The organism is Sinomonas sp. RB5, assembly GCF_054063535.1.
This window is the reverse complement of the sequence record NZ_JBSSGJ010000007.1, coordinates 41,740-57,133: the sequence shown is the minus strand read 5'-3', so window position 1 is coordinate 57,133 and position 15,394 is coordinate 41,740. Positions and strand designations below refer to the sequence as shown.

At 71.6% G+C, this 15,394-nt stretch carries 17 protein-coding genes and 2 tRNA genes; 16 read left to right on the top strand and 3 right to left on the bottom strand.

Annotated elements, in window-relative coordinates:
- Position 1: 1 nt before the first annotated feature.
- The 13 genes from ACVWWH_RS09885 (at position 2) to ACVWWH_RS09825 (ending at position 10,432) form a co-directional block, all read left to right on the top strand.
- Positions 2-1,531, top strand: a complete 1,530-nt coding sequence (locus ACVWWH_RS09885) for a bifunctional hydroxymethylpyrimidine kinase/phosphomethylpyrimidine kinase (protein ID WP_066498169.1) — start codon at positions 2-4, stop codon at positions 1,529-1,531.
- A 274-nt stretch (positions 1,532-1,805) separates the two neighbouring features.
- Complete coding sequence (rplU, locus tag ACVWWH_RS09880; RefSeq protein ID WP_066498167.1) at positions 1,806-2,117, top strand: 50S ribosomal protein L21; 312 nt, start codon at positions 1,806-1,808, stop codon at positions 2,115-2,117.
- Between the two features lie 48 nt (positions 2,118-2,165).
- Complete coding sequence (rpmA, locus tag ACVWWH_RS09875; protein ID WP_066498165.1) at positions 2,166-2,420, top strand: 50S ribosomal protein L27; 255 nt, start codon at positions 2,166-2,168, stop codon at positions 2,418-2,420.
- Between the two features lie 170 nt (positions 2,421-2,590).
- Entirely contained in the window at positions 2,591-4,198 is a 1,608-nt protein-coding gene (gene obgE / locus ACVWWH_RS09870; protein ID WP_457316475.1) for a GTPase ObgE, read from the top strand.
- The gene (proB, locus tag ACVWWH_RS09865; protein ID WP_457316474.1) at positions 4,179-5,318 is read left to right on the top strand and encodes a glutamate 5-kinase; all 1,140 of its coding nucleotides are present in this window, start codon (positions 4,179-4,181) and stop codon (positions 5,316-5,318) included. Before obgE ends, proB begins: the two co-directional genes overlap by 20 nt.
- A gap of 44 nt (positions 5,319-5,362) precedes the next feature.
- Entirely contained in the window at positions 5,363-6,727 is a 1,365-nt protein-coding gene (locus tag ACVWWH_RS09860) for a glutamate-5-semialdehyde dehydrogenase (RefSeq protein ID WP_457316473.1), read from the top strand.
- Between the two features lie 67 nt (positions 6,728-6,794).
- Positions 6,795-7,037, top strand: a complete 243-nt coding sequence (locus ACVWWH_RS09855; RefSeq protein WP_066498156.1) for a hypothetical protein — start codon at positions 6,795-6,797, stop codon at positions 7,035-7,037.
- An 11-nt stretch (positions 7,038-7,048) separates the two neighbouring features.
- Positions 7,049-7,738 carry a nicotinate-nucleotide adenylyltransferase gene (gene nadD / locus ACVWWH_RS09850; protein ID WP_457316472.1) on the top strand — a complete coding sequence of 230 codons (690 nt, stop codon included), beginning with the start codon at positions 7,049-7,051 and terminating at the stop codon, positions 7,736-7,738.
- Between the two features lie 6 nt (positions 7,739-7,744).
- Positions 7,745-9,046 carry a hypothetical protein gene (locus ACVWWH_RS09845; protein ID WP_457316471.1) on the top strand — a complete coding sequence of 434 codons (1,302 nt, stop codon included), beginning with the start codon at positions 7,745-7,747 and terminating at the stop codon, positions 9,044-9,046.
- Between the two features lie 34 nt (positions 9,047-9,080).
- Positions 9,081-9,473, top strand: a complete 393-nt coding sequence (rsfS, locus tag ACVWWH_RS09840) for a ribosome silencing factor (protein WP_066498152.1) — start codon at positions 9,081-9,083, stop codon at positions 9,471-9,473.
- Positions 9,474-9,478: 5 nt separating this feature from the next.
- Positions 9,479-10,156: a histidine phosphatase family protein gene (locus ACVWWH_RS09835; protein ID WP_457316470.1), complete on the top strand. Its 678-nt coding sequence runs from the start codon at positions 9,479-9,481 to the stop codon at positions 10,154-10,156.
- Positions 10,157-10,285: 129 nt separating this feature from the next.
- Positions 10,286-10,358 (top strand) — tRNA-Ala (locus ACVWWH_RS09830).
- 1 nt (position 10,359) lies between these two features.
- Positions 10,360-10,432 (top strand) — tRNA-Ala (locus tag ACVWWH_RS09825).
- A 92-nt stretch (positions 10,433-10,524) separates the two neighbouring features.
- Here ACVWWH_RS09825 and acs read toward each other — a convergent pair.
- Entirely contained in the window at positions 10,525-12,507 is a 1,983-nt protein-coding gene (gene acs, locus ACVWWH_RS09820) for an acetate--CoA ligase (RefSeq protein WP_457316469.1), read from the bottom strand.
- An 8-nt stretch (positions 12,508-12,515) separates the two neighbouring features.
- Entirely contained in the window at positions 12,516-13,121 is a 606-nt protein-coding gene (locus ACVWWH_RS09815) for an acetate uptake transporter (protein ID WP_447419052.1), read from the bottom strand.
- 317 nt (positions 13,122-13,438) lie between these two features.
- On the opposite strand from ACVWWH_RS09815, the gene ACVWWH_RS09810 reads away from it, so the two are divergent.
- A complete protein-coding gene (locus ACVWWH_RS09810) occupies positions 13,439-13,582 on the top strand; it encodes a hypothetical protein (protein WP_157089128.1) in 144 nt (47 codons plus the stop codon).
- A gap of 73 nt (positions 13,583-13,655) precedes the next feature.
- On the top strand, positions 13,656-14,072 hold the full coding sequence (locus ACVWWH_RS09805) for a MarR family winged helix-turn-helix transcriptional regulator (RefSeq protein ID WP_457316468.1): 417 nt from the start codon (positions 13,656-13,658) through the stop codon (positions 14,070-14,072).
- Positions 14,073-14,125: 53 nt separating this feature from the next.
- On the opposite strand, the gene ACVWWH_RS09800 is transcribed toward ACVWWH_RS09805, so the two are convergent.
- The gene (locus ACVWWH_RS09800) at positions 14,126-14,707 is read right to left on the bottom strand and encodes a DUF2249 domain-containing protein (protein ID WP_457316467.1); all 582 of its coding nucleotides are present in this window, start codon (positions 14,705-14,707) and stop codon (positions 14,126-14,128) included.
- A gap of 18 nt (positions 14,708-14,725) precedes the next feature.
- Here ACVWWH_RS09800 and ACVWWH_RS09795 point away from each other — a divergent pair, with 18 nt between their 5' ends.
- Positions 14,726-15,394: an alpha/beta hydrolase family protein gene (locus ACVWWH_RS09795; RefSeq protein ID WP_457316466.1), complete on the top strand. Its 669-nt coding sequence runs from the start codon at positions 14,726-14,728 to the stop codon at positions 15,392-15,394.

Genomic DNA, 15,394 nt, shown 5'->3' with positions numbered 1-15,394 from the left:
TGTGGGCAGCGTTCCGCGCGTCCTGAGCATCGCCGGCTCCGACCCCTCGGGCGGAGCCGGCATCCAGGCCGACCTGAAGAGCATCGCGGCGATGGGCGGCTACGGCATGTGCGCCATCACGGCGCTCACCGCCCAGAACACCCGCGGTGTCACCGCAGTGCACACCCCGCCGGCGGACTTCCTCGCGGCCCAGCTCGAGGCCGTCGGCAGCGACATCCAGATCGATGCGGTGAAGATCGGCATGCTCGCCGACGCGGAGGTGATCCGCACGGTGGCCGCCTGGCTCGAGCGGGCGCGGCCGGCCGTCGTCGTGCTCGATCCGGTGATGGTCGCCACGAGCGGCGACCGGCTGCTCGCCGCGGACGCCGAGGAGGCGCTGCGCGACCTGCTCGCCCACGCCCATCTCGTCACGCCCAATCTGCCCGAGCTCGGGGCGCTGCTCGGAGAGGCGACGGCATCGTCCTGGGAGGAGGCGCTCGACCAGGGGCGCCGGCTCTCTGAGCGCACCGGGGGAGCAGTGCTCGTCAAGGGCGGCCACCTCGACGGCGCGGCCTGTCCCGACGCGATCGTCGATGCCCGGCGCGGAGCGGACGGCGTCCTCGTACAGCTCGACGGCGATCGGGTGTCCACCCGCAACACGCACGGCACCGGCTGCTCGCTGTCCTCCGCACTGGCCACGGTGCAGGTCCGCACCGGCGACTGGGCGCGCTCGCTCGCGGTGGTCAAGGAGTGGCTGCGCGGTGCGCTGGCCGCCTCGGGCGACCTCGAGGTCGGCGGCGGCCACGGCCCCGTGCACCACTTCCACCACCTCACGGGGTCCGTTCCCCTCGCCGAGGGCGAGTTCACGGACGGGCTCTGGCGCGACACGGCCAAGGTCCGGGCCGAGATCGACGCGCTGCCGTTCGTCGCCCAGCTCGACGACGGGACACTGTCCCAGGCGCACTTCGCCTACTACCTCACCCAGGACGCCCTGTACCTCAACGGGTACTCCCGCGTCCTGGCCAGGGCGAGCGCGCTCGCCCCGACGGAGGAGGAGCAGGCCTTCTGGGCGGAGGGCGCCCGGGTCTGCCTAGAGGTCGAGGCCGAGCTGCACCGCACCTGGCTCTCCCGCCATCCGCAGCCCGCGCACGACGCCGCCGCGGCCGGGGCGGGGACCGGCGGCACCGGCGCTGCCGTCCCCGGCCCGGTGACGAAGGCCTACGTGGACCACCTGCTCGCGGCCTCTGCGTCCGGAAGCTATGCCGTGCTCGCCGCGGCAGCGCTGCCCTGCTACTGGATCTACGCCGAGGTCGGCGCGGCCCTGCACGCGCGGCATGCCGCCCGGCCCGAGAAGGACGCGCATCCGTACGGCGCCTGGATCGGCACGTACGCCGACGAGGGCTTTGCCGCGGCGACCCGCCGTGCCATCGCCTTCACCGACGCCGCGGGCCGCCGCGCCTCGGTCGACGAGCGCACGGCGATGCGCGAGGCCTTCGCCGCGTCCGCCGTCTACGAACGCGAGTTCTTCGACGCGCCGCGCAGGTTCGCGTGACGGGGCACGCCCGGCCGGTGGGATACACTGGTCGGGCGTGCTTTTCCGGCAGGCAATGGCCGGGTAGGCCTCATTTGCGGCCGGACAGAGGACTAGCGTATTCTTGATCCTCGGTGCTTGCGCCGTCACTTGGGTATTCACTCCCAGGGATTCCCCTCGCGGACTCACGGCAGAAGCACACTTGGGCGCCTGACGCGCCGTGCGAAGGCACGGACGCCGGGCGCCGCGCGCAAAGAGCTTTTGGAAATATCAGTCGAGAGAAGTGAGTTCCCCAGTGGTGTACGCGATTGTCCGCGCCGGCGGCCGTCAGGAGAAGGTGTCCGTCGGAGACCTCGTCACCCTCAACCGCGTGGCCGGTGAGGCCGGCAGCACCATCGAGCTGCCCGCCCTCCTGCTGGTCGATGGCGAGAAGGTGACCTCCGCCGCTGCCGAGCTGGCCAAGGTGACGGTCACGGCCGAGGTCCTCGAGGACCTGCGCGGCCCGAAGATCGTCATCCAGAAGTACAAGAACAAGACCGGTTACAAGAAGCGCCAGGGCCACCGCCAGGAGCTGACCAAGGTCAAGATCACCGGCATCAACGCCTGAACCTTCGGGTTCGCCCAGACTCTAGATTTCCTCAGGGAGGCACAGCTCATGGCACACAAGAAGGGCGCAAGCTCCACCCGCAACGGCCGCGACTCGAACGCCCAGCGCCTCGGCGTCAAGCGCTTCGGCGGCCAGTCCGTCAACGCCGGCGAGATCATCGTCCGCCAGCGCGGCACGCACTTCCACCCCGGCAACGGCGTGGGTCGCGGCAAGGATGACACCCTCTTCGCTCTGACCGCGGGCGCGGTCCAGTTCGGCACCCGTGGCGGGCGCCGGATCGTGGACATCGTCGTCGCTGCGTAGCAGAGGACAGGCAGCAGCGGCTGCGCCCTTGGGCGCGGTCCGTTGACACAGGGTGGAGTGGGCCAGTGGTCCGCTCCACCCTTTTGCTGTGTCCCCACTCCGTTCCGGAGGGGCAGGCACGGCCCAGCACTAGAATCGGGTGACAGGCCCGAAGAGCTAAGGAGAATGACGTGGCGAGCTTCGTGGACCGCGTAGTCCTGCACGTCTCGGGCGGGAACGGCGGCCACGGCTGCATCTCGGTCAAGCGCGAGAAGTTCAAGCCGCTCGGCGGCCCCGACGGCGGCAACGGCGGCAACGGCGGCGACGTCGTCCTGCGCGTGTCGCACCAGACCACGACGCTGCTCGACTACCACCATTCCCCGCACCGGCACGCCCAGAACGGCGGCCCCGGCATGGGCGACTGGCGCGCCGGGCACACCGGCGACACGCTCGTGCTGCCCGTGCCGGACGGCACCGTGGTCAAGTCCCGCGACGGGAAGGTCCTGGCGGACCTGGTCGGCGAGGGCGCCGAGTACGTGGCCGCGGCCGGCGGCCAGGGCGGCCTCGGCAACGCCGCGCTCGCCTCGGCCAAGCGCAAGGCCCCCGGCTTCGCCCTCCTCGGGATCCCCGGGGACGAGCGGGACATCGTCCTCGAGCTCAAGTCGATCGCGGACATCGCCCTCGTCGGCTACCCCTCGGCAGGCAAGTCGAGCCTCATCGCCGCCATGTCCGCCGCCCGCCCGAAGGTCGCCGACTACCCCTTCACGACCCTCGTGCCCAACCTCGGCGTGGTCCAGGCCGGCGACGTGCGCTTCACCATCGCCGACGTCCCGGGCCTCATCGAGGGCGCGAGCGAGGGCCGCGGCCTCGGCCACGACTTCCTTCGCCACGTCGAACGGTGCGCGGCGATCGTCCACGTCCTCGACTGCGGCACCCTCGAGGCCGACCGCAACCCCATCGACGACCTCGACGTGATCGAGCGCGAGCTCGAGAAGTACGCCGTGGACATGAGCTACGCGGGCGCCGACGGGCAGGCGCAGCCGCTCAACGCCCGTCCCAAGCTCGTGGCCCTGAACAAGACGGACCTGCCCGACGGGAAGGACATGGCCGAGATGGTCCGGCCGGAGCTCGAGCGCCGCGGATACCGCGTCTTCGAGGTCTCCGCGACGAGCCACGCGGGCCTCAAGCCCCTCGGCTTCGCGATGGCCGAGATCGTCCAGGCCGCCCGGGACGCCGTCCAGGCCGCCCCGCCGAAGGTGGCACCCGCCGTCCTCCGTCCCCGCGCCGTGAACGAGGCCGGATTCACGATCCGGCGCGAGGAGCGCAACCTCGAGCCGCTGTTCCGCGTCCTGGGGGAGAAGCCGGAGAAGTGGGTCAAGCAGACCGACTTCACCAACGAGGAGGCCATCGGGTACCTCGCGGACCGCCTCAACCGCCTCGGGGTGGAGGACCAGCTCTTCAAGGTCGGCGCGAAGCCGGGGGACACCGTGGTCATCGGCGAGGACAACGCGGTGGTCTTCGACTGGGAGCCGACCATGATGACCGGGGCCGAGGTGCTCACCGGGCCCCGGGGCACGGACCTGCGCCTCGCAGACTGGGAACGCCCCACCCGCGCCCAGAAGCGCGAGGACTACGAGGACCGCAAGGCCGCGAGGGCCGCGGCACGCGAGGAGCTCGAGGCCGAGCGCCGCGCCGGCATCTGGACCGAGTCGTCGCGGCGCCGGACGCCGGAGAAGGACACCGTGGCCGCCGAGGAGGCCGCCGAGGGAGAGTGGGTCGATGACGACGACGACCTCTGAGGCCACCGCGCGCGGGCGCGAATGGCTGCCCGAGGCCCGCAGGATCGTGGTCAAGGTCGGCTCCTCGTCCCTGACGACGATCCGGGGCGGCATCTCGGAGAAGGCCCTCAAAGCGCTCGTCGACACCCTCGCCGAGCGTGCCAACGCCGGCACCGAGATCGTCCTCGTCTCCTCGGGTGCCATCGCCGCCGGCCTGGCCCCGCTCGGGCTGGCGCGCCGGCCCAAGGACCTCGCCACCCAGCAGGCTGCGGCGAGCGTGGGGCAGGGGCTGCTCATGGCGCGCTACACGCAGGCGTTCACGGCGCACGGCGTGACCGTCAGCCAAGTGCTCCTCACCGCCGACGACCTCGTGCGCCGGACCCAGTACAAGAACGCGCACCGCGCCCTCGAGAAGCTCCTGCACCTCGGCGTGGTCCCGGTGGTGAACGAGAACGACACCGTGGCCACCCATGAGATCCGCTTCGGCGACAATGACAGGCTCGCCGCGCTCGTGGCCCACCTCGTGCACGCCGACGCGCTCGTGCTCCTCTCCGATGTGGACTCCGTCTACACGGGGCCGCCGGCCGAGGGGGGCGTGCGGATCGACCACGTCCGCGACGCCGCCGACCTCGACGGGGTGAGGATCGGCAGCGCCGGCAAGGCCGGCGTGGGCACCGGCGGCATGGCCACCAAGGTCGAGGCCGCGAGCATCGCCGCCAGCTCCGGCATTCCCGCCCTCGTGACCTCCACCGCCGCCGCTGCGCGCGCCCTCGCCGGGGAGGACGTGGGCACCTGGTTCAGCGTGAGCGGACGGCGCAAGCCCGTGCGCCTGCTCTGGCTCGAGCACCTCGCGGCGGTCCGGGGGACCCTCACGCTCGACGACGGCGCCGTCCGGGCCGTCGGGCAGCGTCACCGCTCGCTGCTGCCCGCCGGCATCACGGCCGTCTCGGGGGAGTTCGAGGCAGGCGACCCGGTGGAGATCGCCGACCAGTCCGGCCACGTGCTCGCCCGCGGGCTCGTCAACTTCTCCGCGGACGAGCTCCCGGCCATGCTGGGCCGCTCGACCAGGGACCTCGGGCGCGAGCTCGGGCCCGAGTACGAGCGCGTCGTCGTCCACGTCGACGACCTCGTGCTCGTGTGACGCCGGGCCGGGCCCGCCCGCGCCCGCCTCGGTAGACTTGTTGCATGACCGACACCGCGCGCACGGCCACGCCTGCCTCCGTCCAGCCCGAGACCACTGCTGCCACCGCACCGGCCACGCCGGCGCCCGGGCAGGCCGTGCTCGTTCCGGCGGACGTCGAGGCGGCGGTCCACGCGATCGGCGACCGCGCCCGCACCGCCTCGCGCGTGCTGGCCCGCGCCAACCGCGCCTGGAAGGACCGCGCGCTCCGGGCGATCGGCGCCGCGCTGAAGGAGAACGAGGCCGCGATCCTCGCCGCCAACAGCGAGGACCTCGAGGCGGGACGCGCCAACGGCACGTCCAAGGCCCTGCTCGACCGGCTCGCCCTGAGCCCCGCCCGCATCGACGGACTCGTCGATGCCCTCGAGACCCTGGCGGGGCTGCCCGACCCCGTGGGCACCGTGGTCCGGGGCCAGACGCTGCCCAATGGGGTGCGGGTGCGCCAGGTCAACGTGCCGATGGGCGTGGTCGCCGCCATCTACGAGGCGCGCCCCAACGTGACCGTGGACATCGCCGGGCTGGCCCTCAAGAGCGGCAATGCCGTCATCCTGCGCGGCGGCAGCGCCGCGGGCCACACCAACGCGGCCCTGCTGGGGATCATCCGCGACGCCCTCGCCTCCGTGGGCCTCCCCGACGACGCCGTCCAGAGCGTGGACGCCTACGGGCGCGAGGGCGGCAACGCCCTCATGAGGGCCCGGGGCCGGGTGGACGTGCTGATCCCGCGCGGCGGCCGCGACCTGATCCAGAATGTGGTGCTCAACTCGACCGTGCCCGTCATCGAGACCGGCGAGGGCAACGTGCACGTTTTCGTCGACGCGAGCGCCGACGAGCGCATGGCGGTCGAGATCCTCGTCAACGCCAAGACGCAGCGCCCGAGTGTCTGCAACACGGTCGAGACCGTCCTGGTCCACAAGGACTCCACGGTGCTGCCCGCTGTCGCGCGGGCCCTCGCCGAGCGCGGTGTGCGCCTGCACGTCGACGGGCGCACCCTCGCGGCGCTGCCGGCCGACGTGGCCGCGGACGAGGCGACCGACCGGGACTGGGCCACCGAGTACATGGACCTCGAGCTCGCGGTCGCCACGGTGGACGGACTCGACGAGGCGATCGCGCACATCCGCCGCTGGAGCACCGGCCACACCGAGGCCATCATCACCAACGACCTCGCGAACGCCGAGCGCTTCATCGCCGAGGTCGACTCGGCCGCGGTCATGGTCAACGCCTCGACCCGGTTCACCGACGGCGGCGAGCTCGGACTCGGCGCAGAGGTGGGGATCTCCACGCAGAAGCTGCACGCCCGCGGCCCCATGGGCCTGTCGGAGCTGACGACCACCAAGTGGATCGTGCAGGGCGAGGGGCAGGTCCGCGCCTGATCCGCCGGGGTAGGATGATAGCCAGTCCAGATGCTTCATCTGAGAGACACGACCTGAAGGGGAGACCATGCTGGCAACGCTGATCAGCACCGCAGTCAACGTCACAGCGGAGGCCGCCGGCCACGAGGAGCCCGCGCCGCTCATCGCACCGCCGCTCGTCATCGGTGTGACGATGTTCGTGATCTTCGCAGTGCTGATGTTCGTGACGGTCTCCTACACCAACCTCGGCCGCCGCCACGAGGCCGTCGACGAGCACGCGGATCCGCACCGCCAGCACCCGAACAAGCACGACCGCGGCCAGGGCCACTGAACCCTTTCGCCTTGGCCCCAGCAGAGCAGCCCCGGAGCGCACGCCGTCACCGACTCGGTGTCATGGGCGGCACCTTCGATCCGATCCACCACGGCCACCTTGTCGCGGCCAGCGAGGTCGCGTCGAAGTTCGATCTCGACGAGGTCGTGTTCGTGCCGACGGGGGAGCCGTGGCAGAAGTCCAAGAGCACGGTCAGCGCCGCCGAGCACCGCTACCTCATGACGGTGATCGCGACAGCGTCGAATCCGCGCTTCACGGTGAGCCGCGTGGACATCGACCGGCCCGGCCCGACGTACACGAAGGACACGCTGCGCGACCTGCGGCGGCTGCGGCCCGAGGCCGACCTCTACTTCATCACCGGCGCCGACGCCATGGCGCAGATCGTGGGGTGGAAGGACGTCGACGAGCTGTGGGAGCTCGCCCACTTCGTGGGCGTGACCCGGCCCGGCCATGAGCTGCACGACCTCGGCCGGGCGGACGTCAGCCTCCTCGAGGTGCCCGCGATGGCGATCTCCTCGACGGACTGCCGCGCGCGCGTGGCCGTGGCCGAGCCGGTCTGGTATCTGGTTCCCGACGGCGTGGTGCAGTACATCGCCAAGTACGGCCTCTACCGTGGGAAGGGCCGCCCGTCCGACGACGGCGACGGCCACGCGCAGGACGAGAACGGAGAGGCAGGGAGCACAGCAGCTGCTGTGCGATGAGCAGGCATGAGCAACGAGGATAGGCCGATCACGAGCCGGCGCGAGCGTCGCCTGGCCCAGCAGGCTGCACTCGCCTCGGCCCCGCAGCAGCAGCTGACGCCGGACCAGGCCGAGGCGGAGGCCCGTGGCCGGGCCGAGGCGGCGGCCGCGGCCGCCCGTGCCCGGTCCGAAGCCCTCGCGGCTGCCCACGGCGCGGCTGCGGCGTCAGCGCGCGGCGGCCACGCGCCGTCGTCCGCCGCCGTGCCGCCCGCACCCGCCCGCGCCCCCCGCGCCCGCACCGCGGGAAGCGAGCCGGCGCCCTCCGAGCGCAGCTCCCAGGCGCGCGCCCGGGACCGCGCTGCCCAGCGCGTGCTGCGGGAGCTGGCCGAGAAGGAGCAGGCCGCCCAGAACGCCCGGCAGTCCTTCCCGACCCGCCGCTCCATCCGCGAACGCGAGACGGGCAAGATCCCGCCGATCACGGGTGTTCCCGGAGCGCCCGCCCAGCAGCCGCCGGCCGAGGCTTCCGGAGGGCCGGCTCCCTCGGCCCAGCCGCTGCCGGTCGTCCCCCAGCCGCAGGGCCCACCTGAGGGCGGCAGTGCGCCGGTGCCCGGCGTCGACCCGGCGCCGCCGACGGCCATGCAGGGGATCGTGCCGCAGGGCCTGACGGTCACCCCCGCACTGGGCCCCGAGACCGGCTCCTTCCGCCGGCTCAGCCACGAGCAGATCGCCGCCGCCCGCGAACTGCTCAAGGAGCAGGCCAAGAACCAGGCGGCTATGCTCGAGGCCCAGCGCGGCGGAGCCGGGACTGAAGTCGACCCGGCGCTCCTCGCCGAGCAGGTGGCCATGGCCGAGCGCGCCGCCGTGCTGAACCGCCGCGCCCAGGCCAAGCAGCGCCTCGCCGAGGAATCGCGGAAGGAAGCGGCGGCTCCGCCGCGGAAGGCGCCCGCCCCCGCGGCCACCGACAACCTCGCGATGGTGACCCCGCTCGAGTTCGTGCGGGTGCCGGGGGTCCCGCACCCGGTCATGAAGCCCCCCACGACCACCCACGTGCCCGTGGTCACCGGGAAGAATGCGCGCCAGCCGCGGTCCGCGGGCGCCGGACCTGCCGGCTCGCGGCCCGTGGACGTCCGCCGCGCCCAGCCCCGCGGGGACATGCCGGAAGGCGCCCCAGTCTCTGCCCGCAGCGCCCACGGTCTCGACCCGCTCGATTCCGCGCACGCGGGCATGGGCCGGGCCCAGCGCGAGCGCATCGTGCTCCTGGCCATCGGCGCGGTCGGCATCCTCGCCCTCATCGTCGCCATCATCATGATCGTGCTGGGCGGCAAGTAGCCCGCCCAGCAGCAGCAAGCTTCCAAGGAGAAGAGTGAGCGCAACAGAGACGGCCGTCGAGCTGGCCCGCACGGCCGCGAAGGCCGCAGCAGACAAGCTGGCCGAGAACATCGTCGCCGTAGACGTGAGCGAACGGCTCGCGATCACCGACGTCTTCGTCATCGCCTCGGCGGACACCGAGCGGCAGGTCAACGCCGTGGTGGACAACATCGAGGACGAGCTGATCGTCCAGCTGGACCGGCGCCCCGTGCGCCGCGAGGGCCGCTCCGAGGGCCGCTGGGTCCTGCTCGACTTCGGCGACGTCGTGGTCCACGTCATGCACCGCGAGGACCGCGCCTTCTACGCGCTCGAGCGCCTCTGGAAGGACTGCCCTCTGGTGGACCTCGGCCTCGACGACGCGGGGGCCTCCGCCTCCGCCGCGGGCTGAGGGCGGTGCACCCCGACGCCGCGCGCGGGGCGCTGCGGCGCATCGTGTTCTGGCGCCATGGGCGCACCGACTGGAACGCCGCCGGCCGGTTCCAGGGGCAGACCGACATCCCGCTGAACGAGGAGGGCCACCGCCAGGCCCACCAGGCCGCGCGCCGGCTCGCCTCGCTCTCCCCGTCCGCCATCGTCTCCTCGGACCTGGACCGCACGCGGGCGACCGCCGAGGCCCTCGCCGCGGTGACCGGCCTGCCGGTGGCCGTGGACAGCGGGCTGCGCGAGACCAACGCCGGCGCCTGGCAGGGGCACACATTCGATGCGATCCGGGGCATGGACCCCGAGGCGCTCCGCCGCTGGGAGGACGGCGACGTCAACACGGCCGCGGGCGGCGCCGAGACGCGCCTCGACGTCGCCGCCCGCGTCCACCGCGCCGTGGACCGCGCCCTCGCCGCGGTGCCCGCCGACGGAACCCTCGTGGTCGTGAGCCACGGCGGTGCCATCCGCGTGGGCCTCGCCCACCTGCTGGGCCTGCCGCACGACCTCTGGGGCGCGCTGGCGGGGCTCTCGAACTGCTCGTGGTCCATCCTCGAGGAGCGCCGGCCGCACCGCGACGGGGGTTCCCGGTGGCGGCTGGGCGAGCACAACGCGGGGACCCTGCCCGTGCCCGTCACCGTCGAAGAGGGCTGACGCACGACGTCGCGCGGCGACCGCCGCTGATTTGTGCGGACGGGCCGCGAGGCTCTAAGATAATCGAGTTGCTCCGGACGGGGTGAAGGGCTCTGAAGGCCCGTCACGACACGTCCGGAACCGACTTCCGGGGCTGTGGCGCAGCTGGTAGCGCACCTGCATGGCATGCAGGGGGTCAGGGGTTCGAGTCCCCTCAGCTCCACGGGGGTATGGCGCAGTTGGTAGCGCGTCTGCATGGCATGCAGAAGGTCAGGGGTTCGAATCCCCTTACCTCCACGGAGTTGCTCGTATCAAAAGTGCATCCGAGCTGTGAGGCCGCCCGATGGGCGGCCTCACGCGTTTCCGGAGGAGGGCAACCGCCCCGCGGCCTAGCTCTGCCCCTCGGCTCCGGCAGCGAGGTTGGCCTTGATGGTTTCCATGACGGTCGTGTCCGCAAGGGTCGTGACGTCGCCGATCGGGCGCTGCTCTGCGACGTCGCGCAGGAGCCGGCGCATGATCTTTCCCGACCGCGTCTTGGGCAGCTCAGGGACGATCATGATCTGCCTCGGCCTCGCGATCTTGCCGATCTCGTGTTCGACGTGCTCGCGCAGTTCCTGCACGACGTCGGGCCCGCCGTCTCCCGCGTCTGCGCGGAGAATGACAAACGCCACAATCCCCTGGCCGCCCACCTCATCCGAGGCCCCCACGACCGCGGCCTCGGCTACCTTGGGATGCGCCACGAGGGCCGACTCGATCTCTGTTGTCGAGAGGCGGTGCCCGGAGACATTCATGACGTCGTCCACGCGTCCGAGCAACCAGATGTCGCCGTCCTCGTCGCGCTTGGCCCCGTCGCCGGCGAAGTACAGCCCAGGGAACCGCGACCAGTAGGTCTCGACGTACCGCTTGTCATCTCCCCAGATCGTCCGCAGCATGGCTGGCCACGGCTCGGTCAGCACAAGATAGCCTCCGGACCCCTTCGGGACGGGGCGGCCCTCGTCATCCACGACATCGGCGAAGACCCCGGGCAGTGCTCGCATGGCGGCGCCCGGCTTCGCCGGCGTGACACCCGGCAGGGGGCTGATCATCTGCATGCCGGTTTCGGTCTGCCACCAGGTGTCGACCACCGGCACTCGACTGTGGCCGATGTTCTCGCGATACCAGACGTATGCCTCGGGGTTGATCGGCTCCCCGACGGTACCGAGCACCCTGAGTGAGCCCAAGTCGAAGCGTCCGGGGATGTCCTCGCCCCACTTCATGAAGGTGCGGATGGCCGTGGGCGCGCAGTAGAGGATCGAGACCTTGTATTTGTCGATGATCTCCCACCACCGGCCCCGGTGCGGGGCGTCGGGGGTCCCCTCGTAGAGCACGGACGTCGCAGCGTTGCTGAGCGGCCCATAGACGATGTAGCTGTGCCCCGTCACCCAGCCGATGTCCGCGGCCGTCCAGAAGACGTCGGTGTCGGCCTTGAGATCGAAGACGCCCCAGTGGGTATAGGAACAGCCGACCAGGTAGCCGCCAGAGGTGTGGAGGATGCCCTTGGGCTTCCCGGTCGTGCCAGAGGTGTACATGACATAGAGCGGATGCTCCGCGTCGAAGGCCTCCGGATCGTGGTGGATGTCGGCCCGTTCGACCGTCTCATGCCACCAGTGGTCGCGCCCCTCGGTCCACCCCACGTCCTGGCCCGTGCGCCGCACCACGAGCACACTGTGGACGTCCGGGCAGTCCACGAGCGCCTCATCGACCGCAGGCTTGAGGGCCGTGGCGTTGCCCCTGCGGTACCCGCCGTCGGCCGTGATGACGACGTGCGCGTCACAGTCCAGGATGCGGGCCTGCAGTGCTTCGGAAGAGAATCCGCCGAAGACGACCGTATGCGGAGCCCCGAGCCTCGCACACGCGAGCATGGCCACGACGGTTTCCGGGATCATCGGCATGTAGATGGCCACCCGGTCACCGGCCCTGACCCCGAGGCCCGCCAAGGTGTTGGCCGCCTGGCACACCGCTTCGGTGAGCTCTGCGTAGGTGATGGTGCGGCTGTCGCCCGGCTCGCCCTCGAAGTAGAAGGCCACACGCTCCCCGAGGCCCGCCTCCAGGTGCCGGTCGAGGCAGTTGTACGCCACGTTCAGGCGCCCTCCGACGAACCATTTGGCAAACGGGGGATTCGACCAGTCGAGAACTGTCTCCCATTTCTTCGACCACGTAAGCCGCTCGGCCTGCTTGGCCCAGAACGCGAGCGGATCGCGCTCGGCCTCGGCATAGGCGTCTTGGTGCAGGTTCGCGGCTGAGGCGAACTCTGGCGACGGAGGGAAGACGCGCTCCTCGGTTGTCAGGTTCTCCAAGGGAGAGGGACGTGGCCCCTCTGGGGCGGTGGCCATCCTGCTGCCTACCGTGCTGCCCAGACGGGAAGCAATGATCGCTTCCACGTCGCGTTGACGACGGTCGCGAACGAACCGTACCAAGCCAGGATCGCGGTGATGATGCCGAGCCAGCCCCCGATGCGGTCGAAAATGGTGGAAGCCGAGAAGGCGCCGATGGTGAGGGCAAGGAACGTCAGGGTCAGCATGACGAAGACTGCGAGGACCACGCCATTGGTCCTGATCGCGGCGACTGTCATATAGGCGGTGAAAATCGTCCAGCCGAGGAGGTAGGCGCCGACGCCAGCGGACCCGGCCTTGCTGGCGACGTCCGGGTTTATCTCGAGCCACCAGAAGGACGCCCAGAAGAATCCAAAGGAGCAGAACGCGGTCGCGCCGAACGTGTTCCCCTTGGCGAATTCCCAGAGCCCGGCCGCGACCTGCGCGAGTCCGCCGTAGAAGAGGGCCAGACCGAGCACAGCCGAGCCCGCCGTCGGGACGACGTTCGCGTTGGCAAGGCTGAGGACGAAGGTTGTCATGGCAAAGGCACCTAGGCCAAGCGCAGCCGGATCGGCGAATGCTGGTCCTACAGTGACTGGGGTCGTTGCCGCGCTGTGAGCTGATGTTGCGGTCATCTCTTGCACTCCGATCAAGTGTTGCTGCTGCGCTGCCACAGCTGCCGGGGCGCGAGCGGGCGAAGCGCCGTGAGCGCGGACCCTTGGCAGGGGTACCAGCGGTCCCTACACGCGCAGGGTACGACCGGATCACCTGTGGCGATAGGGCCCCGAGACTCATCTGGAAGCCTCCGCGTGGCGGCGTGGTTCCCTCGGGCGTGATCCGGTGGCTATGCTGCCCACGAGGCGGTCCTCGTCGCTGTGTTTCCACGAAGCCTTCATCCGGCGTTCACCGGCCTCTCGGCTGCCGGTACACGTCGGGAGGCGACGATGGTCCCGTGCAGATCACCGAGTACATCGACCTCGTCGAGGACCTCGCCTCCGCCGTGCTCAACGGCGAGGGCACTGCGGCCGCGAGCCTGGCCCAGACCGTCAAGTCTGCCGGCCGGGAGGTCCGCAGCCAGGCGCTGCAGACGGACTGAGGTCCCTAGCCGCGCTCCCCGTGGCGGCGCATAGTGGTCTCGACCGAGACCCACGCGCCACCGGAGCGACGCCATGCAAGAAACCCAGCGCCCCATCGGCTTCCTCCTGCGGACGCTGGACCGGCTGCTCGAGGAGCGCTTCGACGAGGCGCTCGAGCGGCATCGGCTCAGCCGGCGCCAGTGGCAGCTCCTGAATGTCCTGGCCGACACCCAGGCCACGGTCGCCCAGCTCGACGAGGCCGTCGCGCCCCTGCTCGATGACGGGGCGGAGGAGACGAGCGAGCGGCACCTCGAGCCCCTGCTCGGCGGCGGCCTCGTCGCGGAGAAGGGCGGGGTCTACCGGCTCACGGACCTGGGCCGGATGGAGCTGCACGGCGCGCGGGACACGGTCCACGGGCTGCGCGCGCAGACGGTCCGTGGCCTCGAGGACGGCGAGTACGAGCGCACGCTCCGGGCCCTCCAGGCCATGATCGACAACCTCTCAGGCTGAGGCGCGCCCTCGGGGCCGGACCGCCCCCGACGACTAGGTCCCCGGGCGCTGGCTCACCACGGCCGGCGGGTGAGGCCGAGGCCGGGCTTGCGCTGGTGCACCGAGAGGTAGCGCAGGCCCTCGGCGCCGGCGGTGAACTGGCGGCGCGAGCGCTTGGGCAGCCACACGAGAGCCCCGGGCGCGAGGGCCACCTCGCCGTCCTCGGTGGCGAGGGTGCCGTCCCCGGCGATGACGTGGAGCAGCACATCGAGGTCCGGCCCGACATGCTCGCCGATGGTGCCGTGGGGCGGAAGGGCGATCACGTTCGAGTCGAGGTCGCGGTTGCCCATGGTGAGCCGGAAGACGGCCCCCGAGGCGTCGGCGTCGTGCTCCTGTGCCAGCGCGCGGGTGTCGGTGAGCACCCGCGGCAGGGGAGTGGAGGCGGTCCGCGTCACCCCGATGCGCCACACGGGGCCCCGCTCGAGGTACACCCAGGAGGAGGCGCCGTACTGGTCGTCGTCGAACTCCGCCCGCAGCGGCCCGGGTTCGACGTTCGTCACGAGCACGAACGACTCGCCCACCGCGAGGTTCGCGAACGCCGCGAACACCGCCCGCTTGCGCTGGGGCTTGGGGATCGGCCTGACGTCGAGGTCCATGAACGGCAGGATAGTCCCATGGCTGACCACGGCGAGCGCCTCACGATCCCCACACCCGTCTCCGACGTCTCCGGCGTCTACTCACGCCCGGACGGTGCGGACGCCACCGTCGTCATCGCGCACGGCGCCGGGGCCGGCATGGACCACCCGTTCATGGTCGCCTACGCCGAGGCGCTCAACGCGCTCGGTCTGGCGACCCTACGGTTCAACTTCGCCTACCTGGAGGCGGGCAGGAAGCTTCCCGACCGGGCGCCGAAGGCGGTCCCCGTGTGGGCGGCCGTGCTCGAGGAGGCGCGGCGCCGCTCCGCCGGGGAACCGGTGTGGGCGGCGGGGAAGTCCTTCGGCGGCCGCATGGCGTCCCTGGCCGTGGCCGAGGGCGCCATGGAGCCCGCCGGGCTCGTGTTCCTCGGCTACCCCCTGCACCCGGCCGGAAAGCCCGAGAAGCTGCGCGACGAGCACCTGTACGGGATCACGCTGCCGATGCTGTTCCTCTCCGGCACCCGCGACACCCTCGCCGGCGCAGACCTGCTCGAGGGCGTCGTGGCCAAGCTCCCCACGGCCACCCTCACCTGGCAGGAGGGCGGCGACCACTCCTTCGCCATCAAGGGCGCCAGGCGGAGCCCTGCGGAGGTCGTGGCCCCGTTGGCGCGGCAGACGGCCGACTTCGTGCGCAGCGCCGCGCTCTAG